Annotated in this window: 10 protein-coding genes; 3 read left to right on the top strand and 7 right to left on the bottom strand. The window is 47.2% G+C overall.

The window, feature by feature from the left end:
• Positions 1-87: 87 nt before the first annotated feature.
• A complete protein-coding gene (locus tag GJV44_RS02515) occupies positions 88-1,395 on the top strand; it encodes an MFS transporter (protein WP_226806882.1) in 1,308 nt (435 codons plus the stop codon).
• Between the two features lie 431 nt (positions 1,396-1,826).
• Here the strand turns inward: GJV44_RS02515 and pgi are convergent, their stop codons facing one another.
• Positions 1,827-3,461, bottom strand: a complete 1,635-nt coding sequence (pgi, locus tag GJV44_RS02510; protein ID WP_226806183.1) for a glucose-6-phosphate isomerase — start codon at positions 3,459-3,461, stop codon at positions 1,827-1,829.
• A gap of 1,007 nt (positions 3,462-4,468) precedes the next feature.
• Between pgi and purL the strand changes: the two genes are divergently transcribed.
• Positions 4,469-8,530, top strand: a complete 4,062-nt coding sequence (gene purL / locus GJV44_RS02505; protein ID WP_420885739.1) for a phosphoribosylformylglycinamidine synthase — start codon at positions 4,469-4,471, stop codon at positions 8,528-8,530.
• A gap of 303 nt (positions 8,531-8,833) precedes the next feature.
• On the opposite strand, the gene GJV44_RS02500 is transcribed toward purL, so the two are convergent.
• The 5 genes from GJV44_RS02500 to lptM form a co-directional block, all read right to left on the bottom strand.
• Entirely contained in the window at positions 8,834-8,914 is an 81-nt protein-coding gene (locus tag GJV44_RS02500) for a peptidylprolyl isomerase (protein ID WP_226806880.1), read from the bottom strand.
• 438 nt (positions 8,915-9,352) lie between these two features.
• Positions 9,353-9,661: a BolA family protein gene (locus GJV44_RS02495; RefSeq protein ID WP_226806181.1), complete on the bottom strand. Its 309-nt coding sequence runs from the start codon at positions 9,659-9,661 to the stop codon at positions 9,353-9,355.
• A 4-nt stretch (positions 9,662-9,665) separates the two neighbouring features.
• On the bottom strand, positions 9,666-10,196 hold the full coding sequence (locus tag GJV44_RS02490) for a septation protein A (RefSeq protein WP_226806179.1): 531 nt from the start codon (positions 10,194-10,196) through the stop codon (positions 9,666-9,668).
• Positions 10,197-11,013: 817 nt separating this feature from the next.
• The gene (lysA, locus tag GJV44_RS02485; RefSeq protein ID WP_226806177.1) at positions 11,014-12,276 is read right to left on the bottom strand and encodes a diaminopimelate decarboxylase; all 1,263 of its coding nucleotides are present in this window, start codon (positions 12,274-12,276) and stop codon (positions 11,014-11,016) included.
• Positions 12,277-12,279: 3 nt separating this feature from the next.
• Positions 12,280-12,588, bottom strand: coding sequence for an LPS translocon maturation chaperone LptM (lptM, locus tag GJV44_RS02480; RefSeq protein ID WP_226806175.1), 309 nt, complete (start codon positions 12,586-12,588; stop codon positions 12,280-12,282).
• Between the two features lie 35 nt (positions 12,589-12,623).
• Between lptM and cyaY the strand changes: the two genes are divergently transcribed.
• Entirely contained in the window at positions 12,624-12,959 is a 336-nt protein-coding gene (cyaY, locus tag GJV44_RS02475) for an iron donor protein CyaY (protein ID WP_226806173.1), read from the top strand.
• A gap of 53 nt (positions 12,960-13,012) precedes the next feature.
• Here the strand turns inward: cyaY and GJV44_RS02470 are convergent, their stop codons facing one another.
• Positions 13,013-15,394 carry a penicillin-binding protein 1A gene (locus GJV44_RS02470; RefSeq protein ID WP_226806171.1) on the bottom strand — a complete coding sequence of 794 codons (2,382 nt, stop codon included), beginning with the start codon at positions 15,392-15,394 and terminating at the stop codon, positions 13,013-13,015.
• Between the last annotated feature and the right edge of the window lie 21 nt (positions 15,395-15,415).

The raw sequence follows: 15,415 nt of genomic DNA, 5'->3' as shown, positions 1-15,415 counted from the left end.
ACCAGCAGGTCATCCTCCCCGAATAAACAAGTCAGCGAAGCTGCAATTATCGGGCTGGATTTTATGCCAGAAGTCAATGTTGGGACTATGATTAACACGTCGTCATCGATTCTTTACACGCAGGCAAAAAGTAATATTGCTAGACTTACAATTGCGCAGGCACTCGCTGGTGCGAATTCGACTATTATATATGCGACTGGTGCCATCGTCGGAAACACGCTCGCACCTAGTTCTGCTCTAGCAACTCTGCCAATCTCAATCTTTGTCGTCGGGATGGCTGCATCATCACTTCCAGCCGGAGCGATTGTACAACGCTGGGGCCGTCGTGAAGCCTTCATGCTCGGTGCCGGATTCGGCGTACTTGCCGGTCTGCTTGCAGCCTGGGCTGTTATGTTAGGTGTATTCTGGCTATTTTGCCTCGCGACTTTTTTCGCCGGCGCTTATGCGGCCGTGGTTCTTTCTTTCCGCTTTGCCGCTGCAGATTGCGTGCCGCCCGATCAGCGCGCGCGAGCACTATCATTTGTTATGGCGGGTGGAGTTCTCTCGGGTGTTATTGGTCCCCAGCTTGTCACTTTAACTATGGACCTGTGGACACCGCACCCTTTCGCGGTGACTTTTCTTGCGCAAGCGGTTATGGGTATATTATCCGCTTGTTCTCTAAAAGGAGTTTATCTGCCAAAACCAACAAAAACAGAGGATAATAGCGCACGCCCGATCATTCTCATCCTTCGTCAGCCTCGATTTGTCACCGCAGTAATCTGCGCGGTTGTCTCTTATTTTTTAATGAACTTTCTAATGACATCTGCTCCATTTGCGATGCAAATGTGCGGATTATCGCAAGCGTCATCTAATCTTGGAATTCAATGGCACGTTATCGCGATGTACGCGCCTAGCTTCTTTACGGGAAAACTAATCACACGCTTTTCTGCACAACGGGTTGTCACGGCTGGGCTGGTACTTATTGCACTTTCAGCCACGATAGGCCTACTCGGCGTTGATATCACGCATTTTTGGATTATGCTTATTTTGCTCGGCGCTGGGTGGAATTTCGGTTTTGTCGGGGCCTCGGCTCTTGTACTTGAATGCCATCAACCGGAAGAGAAAGTGCGAGTACAGTCGCTTAATGACTTTATCGTCTTTGGAACAATGGTTTTTGGTTCCTTCCTGTCCGGTAGCTTACTAGCGAAATATGGGTGGAATACAGTACTGTGGTTGTCGTTTGTTCCACTTGCACTAGCATCGCTTGCACTGGTTAGTTCTGCGGTGGTAAATAAACGCATGAGTGCCAAGCTGAATCATGCCGCGGTTTTTCCTGAAGCCAACCAGAGACGTATCTATTTATATCGAGGTAGCCGGACGAAGAAGTGTCCGCTATGCCAGAAAAAATCCTCCTAGTGAGTGATAGAAAACCCTGGGTTACATCTGCAGAAGCATTATCGATTATTAAGGGTCACTATGGGAAAGAAAATTATGATGCAATAATCGAGCTGTTGATTATCGATGTTATTAATCCGCGATCGCTAATAGCGCAGCATGGAGATTGTCTTAGTGTTCAGCTTTGTTCAGCTATTCTAGAAAGCCAGATTTATATCGAATCGTTTGCAGTCAATGCTTTACCTCAGTATGTTAGTCGAGTAGCGCATATATCCTATGTTTAAGTGTATTAAATAGAGCTACAAGGCAATTATGTGATAATTATGTATCAAGTATAGATTAAGATATAAACTTTATACAGAGCCGTAAAAAATACTGACCCCCTATTTTTATGGTCAGCTTATCTACTCTTAGTGTACTAGTACACCTTAAAAGCAGTGTGAAACGCGAGTTTATTTTTTTGACCTAGTGAATTGAAGCTTCGATCTCGCAATCAACGCGCTAGTAGACGAATCATGCTTACTCGGGTTGACTGTTTCTGCTGCAATTAAGTCTTTCTCGATAACTTGTCCAAGCATCTTGCCAAGTTCGACGCCCCATTGATCAAACGGGTTAATATTCCACACAGCAGCCTGCACAAGTGTCTTGTGCTCATATAACGCGATTAGAGCCCCGAGCGATTGTGGATTTAACTCATCAAGCAGGATTGTATTGGTTGGTCGATTGCCCGGGAAAATAATATGCGGTACGAGTTCTGCCTGCCCAAGTCCGACGATGCATTCCGCCTGCGCCTGTGTGCGTCCCACCATAAGCGCTTCACCTTGTGCAAAACAATTGGCTAGCAGCTTTTCATGATGACCGCGCAGGCGGTGTTCGGGCGTGAGCGATACGATGAAATCGACGGGCACAATTGTTGGGCCTTGGTGCAGCATTTGGAAAAATGCATGCTGCCCGTTCGTGCCGGATTCGCCCCAGGTTACTGCCGAAGTTGGGTAGTCTACGAAGTTTCCATCTAGCGTAACAGACTTGCCATTGCTCTCCATTTCCAGTTGCTGCAGATATGCCGGCAGAAAGTGTAGTGCCTCCGAATATGGCACGACAACATAGCTTTGTAAGCCAAAAAAATTTCGATACCAAATACCAAGTAACCCGAGCAGTACTGGTAGATTATGTGCTAATGGCGTGCGTCGAAAATGCTCATCCATTAAATGAGCGCCTGCGAGTAATCGATCAAAGTGTTTAGAACCAATTGCTATCATTGCCGATAGCCCGACCCCTGACCACAGGGAATAGCGTCCACCAACCCAATCCCACATCTCGAACATATTATTAGGTGCAATACCAAAACGTACTACTTCCTGTGGGTTTGCTGACACAGCCACAAAATGCCGAGCCAACTGGTCTGAAGTACAACCGCTGCGCATAAACCAGTCATGTAGCGAATGCGCATTAGTCATCGTTTCTAGCGTCGTAAACGTTTTTGATACGATAATTACCAACGTCTGTTCAGGATCGATCTGTTCAAGTACTCGCTGCAGATCAACACCGTCTATATTAGACACGTAATGTATTCGAATCTTCGGTGTAGCTAGATGATGTAATGCGTGTGTAACCATCTTTGGACCCAGATCTGATCCTCCAATGCCAATGTTGACAACATACTGAATTGGCTTTCCCGTGTAGCCTATCCATTGTCCATTGCGCACTCGCTCAGCAAAAGCCGCCATTTTTTTTCGCTCTGCTTTAACCTGCACGGCGTATGGTGCATTCGCGTCTGAGGCCCGCAAGGCTGTATGCAGTGCAGCCCGGCCCTCAGTCGGATTTACAATCTCGCCGGAAAACATTGCGTCTCGTCGCCTTTGTACACTGGTTTCGCGAGCGAGCTGAACGAGCAATGCGATTGTCTTGTCAGTTACGCGATTTTTCGAAAAATCAAGTGTTAACCCACTTCCGCTAACAGTAAAACGTTCTGCCCGCGTAGGCGCTGTATCGTTCTCTGGGGCAAACCAGTCGCGCATATGCGCATGGCGAATCAACTCATAGTGGATTGAAAGGGCGGACCAGGCGGGAAGCGAGTTGAGTCTCATAGACTTTTTTCTTGTTTCCGTGAAAAAGAGAAGCCGCGACCGGTACGCTTATCGGCACAGCACTTACAGTTATATTGCATAACGTATTAGTATCAAGTATACAATATGCATAACATATTGCAGTCATTAGTTTGACTAGATTTAATAGCACATAGAAGAAGTATTACCGGCTTTGTAATAAAATAAGAACTTGCTGGTGATACGCTTGTCGGGTCTATTACTATCCACTATAGTAATCTTGCTACCTCTCTATATAGTATGCTTTATATAGAGACATATATTGCATGGAAAAGCGCTGAATATCTTGAATAACACACTACTAATTTGCCTAGTTACTAGTGTAGGAATTACTGGTCAAGTTAATCTCTAGCGATCGACGATGGCTTAGAGTTTACGCGTCAGCAACTAGGCTATCTTTTAGATATACCTACTGCATGTGGATCGATTAGCAAACGCAGAGTTAGTTACTTTATATGTTCTCGTATTCACATCTAGTATCTAACTAGGCGATGCAGATTTGATATATCAGCGTTCGAAATAACTAATAAACCCGATGATATTAGGCAGGTAAATAACTTGTGCCACTCTTTCAAATAGTTTCAGGTAACGCCTAAACGTTAGTTCTAGATAATAAGCATCTTTAAATCGCTGCTGGATATATCAGAATCGTGAATGATGATTCCATTTTCAGCAACACTCAGCCACTAACTAGGCTGCTAGTAGCAGCGGCAAACCCCGTATCCGATGCTCATCGGAGTACCTTCTCTGATGTAGCTCAAAGCAGAGCAGCGTAATGCGGGAGACCTAAATACTTTGAGGGGTCGGTGTAAATTACCGGTGGCTAGCGGAATAAACGCTAACTGCTTCTTTTAAGCCTGAAATACCATATCTTTACCACTAAACCGAAAAACCTGATAAGCGTAACACGGTATAATAACAGTTTCCTGTGACCGCATAATACCAGGCTGTCGGGTCTGCTTGTGTCGACAAGACGATCAAAATTTTTAATGCAACGCCCTATGGCCCACTTCTCATTCTTTCCTGGCGCTTCGGCGCTATCCGAGTTCCGTAAGAACCGCCTCTTACAAACTCTGAAGGCTATTGAGCCGACTATGATCGGCGTACATGCACGCTACGTCTATTTTATTTGTTCACATACTAAGCTTAACAGTGCTGACATGATGCAGCTGACCGCATTACTCGGGCATGACAAGCTCGCGCTAGCCAATGATGGAGGCGAAATTTTTCTAGTGATTCCGCGATTCGGCACGATTTCATCATGGGCGTCCAAGGCTACTGATATCGCCCGGCACTGCGGTTTCGAGAATGTGCATCGAATCGAGCGCGGTATTGAGTATGTAGTGACATTGCATATCCGCTCACCAGAGTCGATCAACATGAAGAAGAGATTAAGTAGACCGATACGAAATCAGGTTGCCGCGGTTCTGCACGATCGGATGACTGAAAGCGTAGTAACTACGAGAGACGCGGCGCGTCAGTTATTCTATAAGCTTCCTAGAAAGCCGATTCAGCTAGTAGATATAGCCAGATGGGGACGGAGTGCGCTAGTAGAAGCTAATTCCGCGCTAGGACTTGCGCTCGCTGACAATGAGATCGACTATTTAGTCGAAGCATTTACGCAGCTGGCCCGCAACCCAACGGATGTAGAGCTGATGATGTTTGCGCAGGCTAATAGTGAGCATTGCCGACACAAGATTTTCAACGCACAGTGGACGATTGATGGCCAACACCAGAATATGTCACTGTTTCAGATGATCAAGAACACGCACCGACTCAGCGGACAACGGACGATTATTGCATATTCAGATAACGCTGCGGTGATGGAGGGTGGCCTCACACAAACCTGGTTCGCTAGTGGCGACACACGGCACTATGCATCCGTAGAGGTGATGAGACATACATTAATGAAGGTCGAGACACATAATCACCCAACAGCGATTTCGCCGTTTCAGGGAGCAGCGACAGGCGCCGGCGGCGAGATCCGCGATGAGGGTTCAACCGGACGTGGTGCTTGGCCCAAAGCGGGGTTAATCGGCTTTTCGGTGTCTAATCTAGAGTTGCCCGACGCAATCGAGGTCTGGGAAAGCGCACGTGACGCCGCTCAGCCACTTGCTGATCGCTGTCCCGATGACAATGTCATCTGTTATGGCCGGCCAGAACGTATTGCGTCACCTCTACAAATTATGATCGATGGGCCGCTCGGTGCCGCCGCATTTAATAATGAATTCGGCCGCCCTAATTTAGGCGGCTATTTCCGCGTCTATCAGCAGAACATCGGCGGCCTCGTATGCGGCTATCACAAACCGATTATGATTGCTGGAGGTATCGGAAATATTTCGCACGAACATACGCATAAGAATACATTGCCGGCTGGCGCGCTACTTGTGCAGATCGGTGGCCCGGGAATGCGTATCGGTATAGGTGGTGGTGCAGCAAGCTCAATGGTTTTTGGGGTTAATACAGCTGCTCTCGATTTCAATTCGGTACAGCGTAGTAACCCGGAGATACAACGGCGCGCACAGGAAGTTATCAACGCATGCTGGCAACGCGGGGATGACAATCCGATCCTGTCGATTCACGACGTCGGTGCAGGCGGTTTGTCGAATGCATTTCCGGAGATTGTCAACAGCGCTGGAAAAGGAGCCTATCTTCAATTGCAATGCGTTCCACTCGAAGAAAGTGGGTTGTCGCCGAGAGAGATTTGGTCGAATGAAGCGCAAGAGCGGTACGTGCTCGTGATTTCGGCCAATGATCTTCCTGCATTCCAAGAAACCTGCCGGCGTGAACGCTGCCCAATGGCAGTAGTCGGTATAACGACTAATGAACGCCGGTTAAAATTAATCGACAATGCTGTTAACGCCGATAATACGGCATACATGCTAATCGATATGCCAATAGCAGTGTTGCTTAGCAAGGCACCGCGGATACATCGCGATGTGACGCGCGTACATCGTACGTTTGTGCCAATAGATATCAACGGATTGAGTCTATTAGACGTGGCAACACAAGTGCTGAGGCATCCGACTGTTGCCAGCAAGTCTTTCCTTATTACGATCGGAGACCGTACAGTTGGTGGATTGTCCGTTCGCGATCAGATGGTCGGTCCGTGGCAGGTACCAGTAGCTGACTGTGCAATTACCACAATGGACTATGCCGGTTTTCGTGGTGAAGCGATGACAATGGCCGAGCGATCACCCCTTGCGGTAATCGATGCGCCATCCTCAGGGCGTATGGCTGTCGGCGAAGCGATAACAAATATTACTGCTGCACCAATCTCATCGCTGAATCAGCTGAAGCTATCAGCTAACTGGATGGCTGCTTGCGGAAGTGCCGGGGAAGATGCCGCATTATTCGATACTGTTAAGACGATTGGCATGGAGTTATGTCCGGCTTTAGGAATCGATATTCCGGTTGGCAAAGACTCGTTATCGATGCATACACAGTGGCGTGAAAACGGTATCGACAAAGAAGTTATCTCACCGGTATCGTTGATCGTTTCTGCATTTGCGCCTGTGGAAGACGTGCGTAACCATTTAACGCCGCAGTTACACAGCATAACCGAAGTTGGAGATTCCATCCTAATTTTAATCGATTTGGGACGTGGGCGTAACCGTCTTGGCGGTAGCATCCTCGCACAGGTTACGCAACAGGTCGGAGATAGTGTGCCAGATATAGATGATGTACAGGATATAAAGCGCTTCTTCGATGCGATTCAGTCGCTCAACCGCGATGGTCAACTACTCGCGTATCATGACCGCTCTGATGGTGGCTTATTTGCAACAGTAGCGGAAATGGCTTTTGCTGGCCATATTGGCGTATCACTAAACCTAGATACGCTTCTCGAGCATAGGCACGAGTTCGACTATAGTGACGAAAAAGACTGGGCGCGACAGATCACTAGACGGCGAGATGATCTAACAGTGCGCATGCTATTCGCTGAAGAGCTAGGCGCAGTGCTGCAAGTACGCGCCGTTGATCGCGATAGAGTGCTCACGACTCTGCATAAATTTGGTTTATCGAATGCGAGCCACGTGATTGGTCAGCTTAACGAGCGCGATGTGATTGAGATTTATTGCGGCGTAACAAAAATTTATGAAGCTCCCCGTACTAAATTATACCAGATCTGGAGCGAAGTCAGTTGGCGTATTGCTCGGCTGCGTGATAATCCAGCATGCGCAGACTCCGAGTATGAAGCGTTAAGTGATGTGTCAGATCCAGGAATCGTGCCGCACTTGACATTTGATCTACAAGAAGATATAGCGGCACCATTCATCTCGAGCGGTAATCGACCACGCGTAACTATTCTGCGTGAACAAGGTGTAAACTCGCATTTAGAAACTGCTTACGCATTCCATCGCGCCGGGTTTGATGCGTACGATGTACATATGAGCGATCTAATTGAAGGTCGAGCCGACCTTACACAATTTTCCGGTGTTATAGCCTGCGGCGGATTTTCATACGGTGACGTGCTTGGAGCCGGAGAAGGCTGGGCGAAGACGATTCGCTTTAATGCACGATTGTCGGATATGTTTTCCGAATTTTTCGGACGTCCTGATACGTTTTCGCTCGGCATCTGTAATGGTTGCCAGATGATGACTAGTCTCGCATCGATGATTCCAGGAGCGCAAGCATGGCCACGTTTTGTGCGTAATTACTCCGAGAAATTCGAATCACGCTTTTCATTTGTGCAAATAGAAAAATCCCCGTCTATTTTTTTCTCCGGGCTTGAGGGCTCCCGTCTACCTGTTGCTGTAGCGCATGGCGAAGGTTATGCGGACTTTTCGCAACAGGGCGATTTGTCAAGCGTGCAGGTCGCGATGCGCTATATTGACCATCACGGCGAAGTAACCGAGCGCTACCCGTTTAATCCAAATGGATCTCCTCAGGGTATTACGTCGATCACCACGCCGGACGGGCGTTTCACTGTGCTCATGCCGCATACTGAGCGGGTACACCGCACTGTGCAAATGAGCTGGCACCCAAAAGAGTGGGGTGAAGAAAGTCCCTGGCTTCGGCTGTACCGCAACGCACGGTGCTGGATAGGTTGATTTGCTTAGCATTAAGCCGATTTTTTTATCGGATTTTGATGTGTAACCCTTACATATATGTTACCGAATCTTCGCGTTTTTTCGTAACTTACAGACTAGTTTCTGCAGCTTTTCTTGAGCTAATGGTTGAGCTAATTGCGACTCGATTTTCCTTATTAGAAGGAGTTGAATTACTCGTAAGTTGTTGAGTCGGCATGATATGCCAACCAAACTGTGTATGAAAAGGCGTGGGCATCACTTCACTTTTTAGATTATTTTGCTAATCCGCAAATTCTAGAACAAAGTTTTGAGGGTTTGCCCAATCTAGTCTCCGCCGTTTTTAGCTGAGATTGGATCTTTCGAATATTTTTGTGCGAGTACTTCGAAACTCTCGCTTTCCTTAATCTTAGAAATTAAACGCTTTGCTTATTGTTCATTATGAACGAGAATGTGATATAAGTGTAACTCCTTAACACTTGTCCGTTCAACTAACTGCTTATGGCGTTCTTTGATTGCGGTGGCACTTAGCTATTAGCGCATGAATCATAATACTTTGGTTAGCTAGTACGATTTGTTCTTTTACTTCGGGCTGGGCCGGTCTACAATGCCGCGCCGGAGTGCCTTCTCCTTAGCAACTCACGATTAATTAGATCCTCCCGAACGAGCATCTGCAGTTGCCTCGAGTCTCGTTTTCTTTGTCGTGTAAGTGCTTTCAAAAGAACGTCAGCGCGCGTTTTCGGTATTGGAGTACCATTAATTACGGCAATATTTTAGGCAAATGCGGGTATCGCTACTACGCAAGTACTCCGTGATCTACCAGAAGATTTTTCTCATCAAAATATCTTAACGGGAAGATGAATTACATTCTTTTGGTGTGTATGAATTGATTGATAGCGCATGAATATCATGTTTCATCATATCGGAAAGTGCATCATATACCAGCCGGTGTCGAGCTATCCGAGTCAAACCCTCAAATGCTGACGAAATAACAGTCACCGTATAGTGGCCGCCAGCGGCTACGCCGTCATGGTTAACATGTTGTGCGCTGTTATCATAAATTTCTAGTGTAATCGGGGAGAGAGCGACACTCAAGCGCGCACGGATTAATGTGATGCGCTGCTTGAGTGGGGTACTTAAAAGCATATGGCTCATTGTCTTATCCTTCTTTTGCATATTGGGCAAGCCATAGACTTTGTACAATGATGAATAAAAGCATCGCACCAGTCGTACCAAACAGCTTAAAGTTGACCCAAGTATCGCTAGAGAATCGATACGCGATAAATAAATTAGCAATGCCCAATACTACGAAGAATAGCATCCATGCAATGTTAAGTTGATTCCAAACCTCTGGGGGCAGCTTTATTTTAGTGCTCACTATCTTATGAATTAGATTTTTACGTAGTCCAAATTGGGAAAACATGATTGCCAAAGAGAATGCCCAGTACAGAACAGTTGGCTTCCACTTAATAAATGTGTCGTTATGTAGCACCAGAGTCGAGCCGCCAAATATAACAACGATTGCTAGATTTACCCACAATATTGGGTGGACTCGACAATGGTGTAATCCTGACCACGCGACCTGCATTAGTACAGTAGCAATTGTTACACCGGTTGCGATATAAATGTTCCAAACTTTAAATGCAACAAAAAAAAGCACGATTGGCAACAAGTCAAGTAGAAACTTCATAGTAGCTAGATATGGCAGATTAGCATTAGTGTAATTAGAATTAAATTCTAACTCAGCTCAGTTGATTCGATAGTGCAACCCAGGTTAGTAAGAATACACATCCGCAGTGTATCTCCCGAAAATTATGGTATAGCTGAAAGAGAACAATGTCATGTCATTAGTCTATTTTTTAGATATGAATTTTGCCATAAATTAAGATTAAAGTATCGCTGGGTTAGTTGCGGATCACATTGAATTTTGGTCGATTTAAAGAGCGGCATACTCCAGAACATGTAGTCCTAGATTATTCGCTCCCCTTAACTCTAGTTTTTGCGTCGCTAGTCCGACGTAAAACTTTTGTACGCTGAGGCATATATTCAGGTTATCGCCATCAATATATGCCAGATAAAACGGATGCTTTGCTGAGTCGACTCGCTTTCGTAACTTATAGTATTTCGACCCAAAAGATTGCGAATGTCAGAAATACTAGACTTTTTCTAGTCTAATCAGTGAAATAAGACATACGCGCTGGCTATAACCAGAGCTGGTCGAACTGTTTGTTTATATAGAACAAATAGGACTATAAGCCAGTCTAGCTACTTTTCTTACTCTGCATTTCCTGACGCTATATGTGATTCTTAGCCTCGCCCAGCAGCAACAGGTATCTATCTCCCATTAGCTGACCCAGCTATTAGATGTCTAGAGAAATAATTCAAGAATCTAAAGTCAGCTAAGTCAACCAAGATAGGAGTTGCATAGCATCAGATAGTAGCGCAGCGCCTTAGGCGCGTGAAGGACTGAATACTGTGGTGTGTCATACGTAGTTGCGTTACCTGGCTCAGTCAGGTAGTACCGATTCGCCATTCATCAACTGCAAGAGTGTTTCTCGTCGTCGAGCCATGTGCACTCGTGCGCCATCTACGAGCAACTCGGCAGCTCTTGGTCGACTATTATAGTTTGAGCTTATTACGAACCCATACGCGCCCGCCGACCGTATCGCGAGCAGGTCTCCGGACTTTAGGGCAAGTGATCGATCGCGAGCTAACCAGTCACCACTCTCGCATACTGGGCCAACGATGTCGTAAGTTGCAGGTAGCTGGCCATCACGCGGTGTAACCGCGTCAACTTTGTGATACGCATTGTAGATGGCGGGGCGCGCGAGATCGTTCATTGCCGCATCAACGATTGCAAAATTTTTGATTGTCCCCGTCTTTAAATATTCGACGCGAGTCAGCAAAATGCCCGCATTGCCAACTAGTGAGCGCCCAGGCTCAAACCATATTTCACGATGACCATGTCCACGCCGATCGAAGTGGTTTAGTATTGTTCTCACAAATGTGCCGATATCTGGCGGTGTTTCATTATTGTAGCGAATACCTAAGCCACCACCGATGTCAATATGGTTAATTGACGAGCCGTCTGCTTCCACTTGATCAACTAACTCGAGTATCTTATCAATGGCATGCAGATAGGGAGGGATCTCAGTAATCTGAGACCCAATATGACAGTCGATTCCCTCAATGCGCAGATGTTTCATGCCTAGCGCTGCACGATAGGCTGCACGCGCATCGTCTAAAGCGACGCCGAACTTGTTCGCCCTGAGGCCCGTCGAAATATATGGATGGGTTTTTGCATCGACATCGGGGTTCACGCGCAGCGATATCGGTGCAATCTGGCTCGATTCGCTAGCAATCTGGTTTAGTCGCTCTAACTCGTCTAGCGACTCGACATTGAAGCAACGTCCGCCTGCCTCTAAAACAATTTGTATCTCAGTAGTACGTTTTCCGACACCGGAAAACACCACATCGTGTGGTTTACCACTAGCAGCCAGCACGCGAGCGAATTCACCGCTGGACACGATATCGAATCCAGCGCCCAGGCGTGCGAACACGTTCAAAACAGCAAGATTACTGTTCGCTTTTACTGCATAATAAATTTTCGAGCGATAGCCCGTGAACGCGTTTACATAAGACTGATATGCTTCAGTTAGTGCAGCACGAGAATAGACGTAGAGCGGTGTTCCGTACTCTTCAGCAAGCTGGTGGGCGGATAATCGTTCGGCGTGCAGTTGACCGTCGATGTAGGCGAAAGCATTAGCCATGAATTAATTGTGGGTGGATCGTGGAACAGACAGACTGGATGCGGTCCGAAGATTGTGCTGCAATGGGCTTATGAATGGAGTCGGAGATGCGTCCACGACGCCGTGAGCCGATGATATGTCGATAGCGCGCTCCGCTTGTGTAATGAAGGCCGGTTGTTTGGGCAACGGTGGCACATTAGGCAGATACAACGGGCCTCGTTGTCCACAACCTGCAAGAACGGCGATGCCTGAGGCTATGATACTACATGACACTACGACGATGCATACGCGTGGACCAGCTATAATTTTTGATAATCCTGAAGTAACCTGCATGAGACACCTCATTAACCTAAGTTCTGGAGTTTAGCATGACCAACGCAGAATATCTGGAGCTAGCCGAACAAACGCTTGATGCCGTGCAAACTGCAGTCGAAGATGTGGCTGATGAGGTGGGTATCGACGTCGAATGCGAGCGAATCGGAAACGTACTAAAGCTCGAATTCGACGTCGATTCAAAGATCATCGTAAACCTGCAGCTTTCGATGCGTGAAATCTGGATTGCAGCGAAGTCTGGTGGGTATCACTTTAAGTATGTTGATGGTGTTTGGCTCGATACCCGAACCTCCACCGAGTTTTTTGAAACGTTGTCTGCCGTAGTGTCACTGCATACAGGTCAATCAGTTATGCTTACTCGCGCGTTGTGATCCGACAAGCCTCTGTAGAGTGATCAATATTCTCAGAATAGTCTCATAATGCCCTATCGTTTTGATGCGTCTACTACTGAGTTGACATCCGAGGCTGATGTCGTGCCTAGTGATTCACTAGTTAGTGCTGGGGCGGGCATGTCAACCGTCGCTATAAAGCCTGAGCCAGGCAGCAGGTTTGCATAGTACAGCTCGCCATCGATTTCCTCTATGCCAGGCGGTCGAGGCATAATATATGAAGGCTTATCCTTCAATGCTCTACCCATGTAATCAATCCAAATAGGTAGTGCAAGACTACTGCCGGTTTCTCGATCGCCTAAACCATGAGAGCTATCAAACCCGATCCATGCGATCGCTACTAGCGTGTGCTGGTAGCCGGCGAACCAGGCATCACGCGAGTCGTTGGTTGTGCCTGTCTTACCGCAGATATCAATGCGTTTAAGAACGTTCGACTTAGCGCCTGTTCCACGTTGTGCAGCGTCTATGAGCAGATCGTTCATTATATACGCATTACGCGCATCGACTGCGCGAGGCGCATTCTGCTCAGCCACCACCGGCTGCACGTTCGCGACAAGCGCACCCCTCGAATCAGTAACCTCAGAAATCAGATAAGGATTAATCCGGTAGCCACCGTTAGCGAATACAGCATAGCCGATGGCCATTTGTAATGGAGTGACGAGTCCTACACCGAGCGCCATCGGCAAGTAGGTAGGGTGCTTTCCCGCGTCGAAACCGAAATTTGTGATGTACTGTTGTGCGTAATGCGTGCCGATATAGTCTAGAATCCTTATTGATACGAGATTTCTCGACTTCTGCAGCGCGGTGCGCATTGTTATCGGACCATCGTAGCCGTAGCCGTAGTTTTTCGGTTCCCATGCTTGGCCATCAAGCGTAGTTGATGGAAAGTACAATGGCGTATCATTGATGATCGTTGCCGGACCTAATCCCTTTTCTAGTGCAGCTGAATAGATGAATGGCTTGAAGCTTGAGCCGGGCTGCCGCCACGCTTGCGTCACGTGATTAAATTTACTCTTGTTAAAGTCAAATCCACCAATCAGTGCGCGGATCGCACCATCTTGCGGCGAGAGCGCGATAAGAGCGCTCTCGACCCGCGGTAACTGCACGATACTGCATGTACTATCCGCGGCTTTTATTATTCGGATAATTGATCCTGGTCGGATGCGCTGGTTTTTCTGGGATTGATGACGAGACAAGGTATCAGCAGCGAAGCGTAGACCGCCACCTCGAATGATGACGGTGTGACCGTCGATTAGCGAAGCCTTGACCTTGTGTAGGTCAACTTGCGTAACAACGGCAGCAACTAAGTCTCCGTTATCTGGATGGTCGAGCAATGCATTCTCGATCGCCTGCTCACGCTCAGCAGCATTTTTTGGTAATTCAACAAATCCTTCCGGTCCGCGATAGCTATGGCGGTGGTCATAATCCATTACACCTTTGCGCACAGCCCAATATGCGGCTTCTTGATTTGCTGAATCAATCGTTGTCACGACCTCAAAGCCCCGCGTATAGGTCTCGTCTTGATACTGCGCGTACATTAATTGTCGTACTATCTCAGCTACGTATTCAGCGTGTACTGTATAAGGTTCGCCCACCGTTTTAAGCGCGAGCGGTTCACGTATTGCTACATTATATTGATCTACGCTGACATAGTGCAACCTGAGCATACGTTGCAAGATGTACTTCTGTCGTATCTTCGCACGCTGGGGATTTACTACGGGGTTATATACAGATGGTGCCTTAGGCAGGCCGGCGAGCATAGCGGCCTGAGCGAGCGTCACGTCTTTCAAATTCTTGCCAAAGTATACGCGAGCAGCACTAGAGAAACCGTATGCACGTTGTCCAAGGTAGATCTGATTCATATAGACCTCAAGAATCTGATCCTTTGTCAATGCTGACTCGATTTTATGCGCGAGCAGCATCTCATACAGCTTACGGGTATAGGTTTTCTCGCTGGATAAAAAAAAGTTGCGAGCTACCTGCATTGTGATTGTACTTGCTCCTTGCAGATTGCCACCTCGGGTGAAATTAGCTATGCCGGCGCGTAGAATGCTGGTTAGGTCAACTCCACCATGATCGTAAAAACGATAGTCTTCGATTGCAAGAACCGCGTTTTTCATTACCTTTGGGATTTCGTTGAATCGAACAAGATGCCTGCGTTCTTGACCAAATTCTCCGATCAGCACATGGTCCGTTGTATAGATGCGCAGCGGAACCTTGGGTCGGTAGTCCGTCAATGAGTCTAACGGTGGTAAATTACGCTCAGCAATGATAACTGCGTAGAATAAAACTAGCGCTAGTGCCAGCATCGTTCCGACTAGTAGCATGCCTAGCATAAGTAGAACCTGCCACAATAGGGTAGGCTTGTGCGTTAGGCCAGTCGAAGGAGAAGAGGCGTCAGGCGTTGTTGGTTGCATGTGGGTATCAGAGAAACGAAC

The sequence above is a fragment of the Candidatus Vallotiella adelgis genome (assembly GCF_020541305.1).
GTDB classification, from domain to species: domain Bacteria; phylum Pseudomonadota; class Gammaproteobacteria; order Burkholderiales; family Burkholderiaceae; genus Mycetohabitans; species Mycetohabitans adelgis.
This window is presented reverse-complemented; position numbering and strand designations above follow the sequence as displayed.

Excerpts from the sequence above, each read along its gene's own strand:
- GJV44_RS02515 (WP_226806882.1), top strand. The coding sequence starts at position 88 with ATGATTAACACGTCGTCATCGATTCTTTACACGCAGGCAAAAAGTAAT.
- pgi (WP_226806183.1), bottom strand. The coding sequence starts at position 3,461 with ATGAGACTCAACTCGCTTCCCGCCTGGTCCGCCCTTTCAATCCACTAT.
- purL (WP_420885739.1), top strand. The coding sequence starts at position 4,469 with ATGCAACGCCCTATGGCCCACTTCTCATTCTTTCCTGGCGCTTCGGCG.
- GJV44_RS02495 (WP_226806181.1), bottom strand. The coding sequence starts at position 9,661 with ATGAGCCATATGCTTTTAAGTACCCCACTCAAGCAGCGCATCACATTA.
- GJV44_RS02490 (WP_226806179.1), bottom strand. The coding sequence starts at position 10,196 with ATGAAGTTTCTACTTGACTTGTTGCCAATCGTGCTTTTTTTTGTTGCA.
- lysA (WP_226806177.1), bottom strand. The coding sequence starts at position 12,276 with ATGGCTAATGCTTTCGCCTACATCGACGGTCAACTGCACGCCGAACGA.
- lptM (WP_226806175.1), bottom strand. The coding sequence starts at position 12,588 with ATGCAGGTTACTTCAGGATTATCAAAAATTATAGCTGGTCCACGCGTA.
- cyaY (WP_226806173.1), top strand. The coding sequence starts at position 12,624 with ATGACCAACGCAGAATATCTGGAGCTAGCCGAACAAACGCTTGATGCC.
- GJV44_RS02470 (WP_226806171.1), bottom strand. The coding sequence starts at position 15,394 with ATGCAACCAACAACGCCTGACGCCTCTTCTCCTTCGACTGGCCTAACG.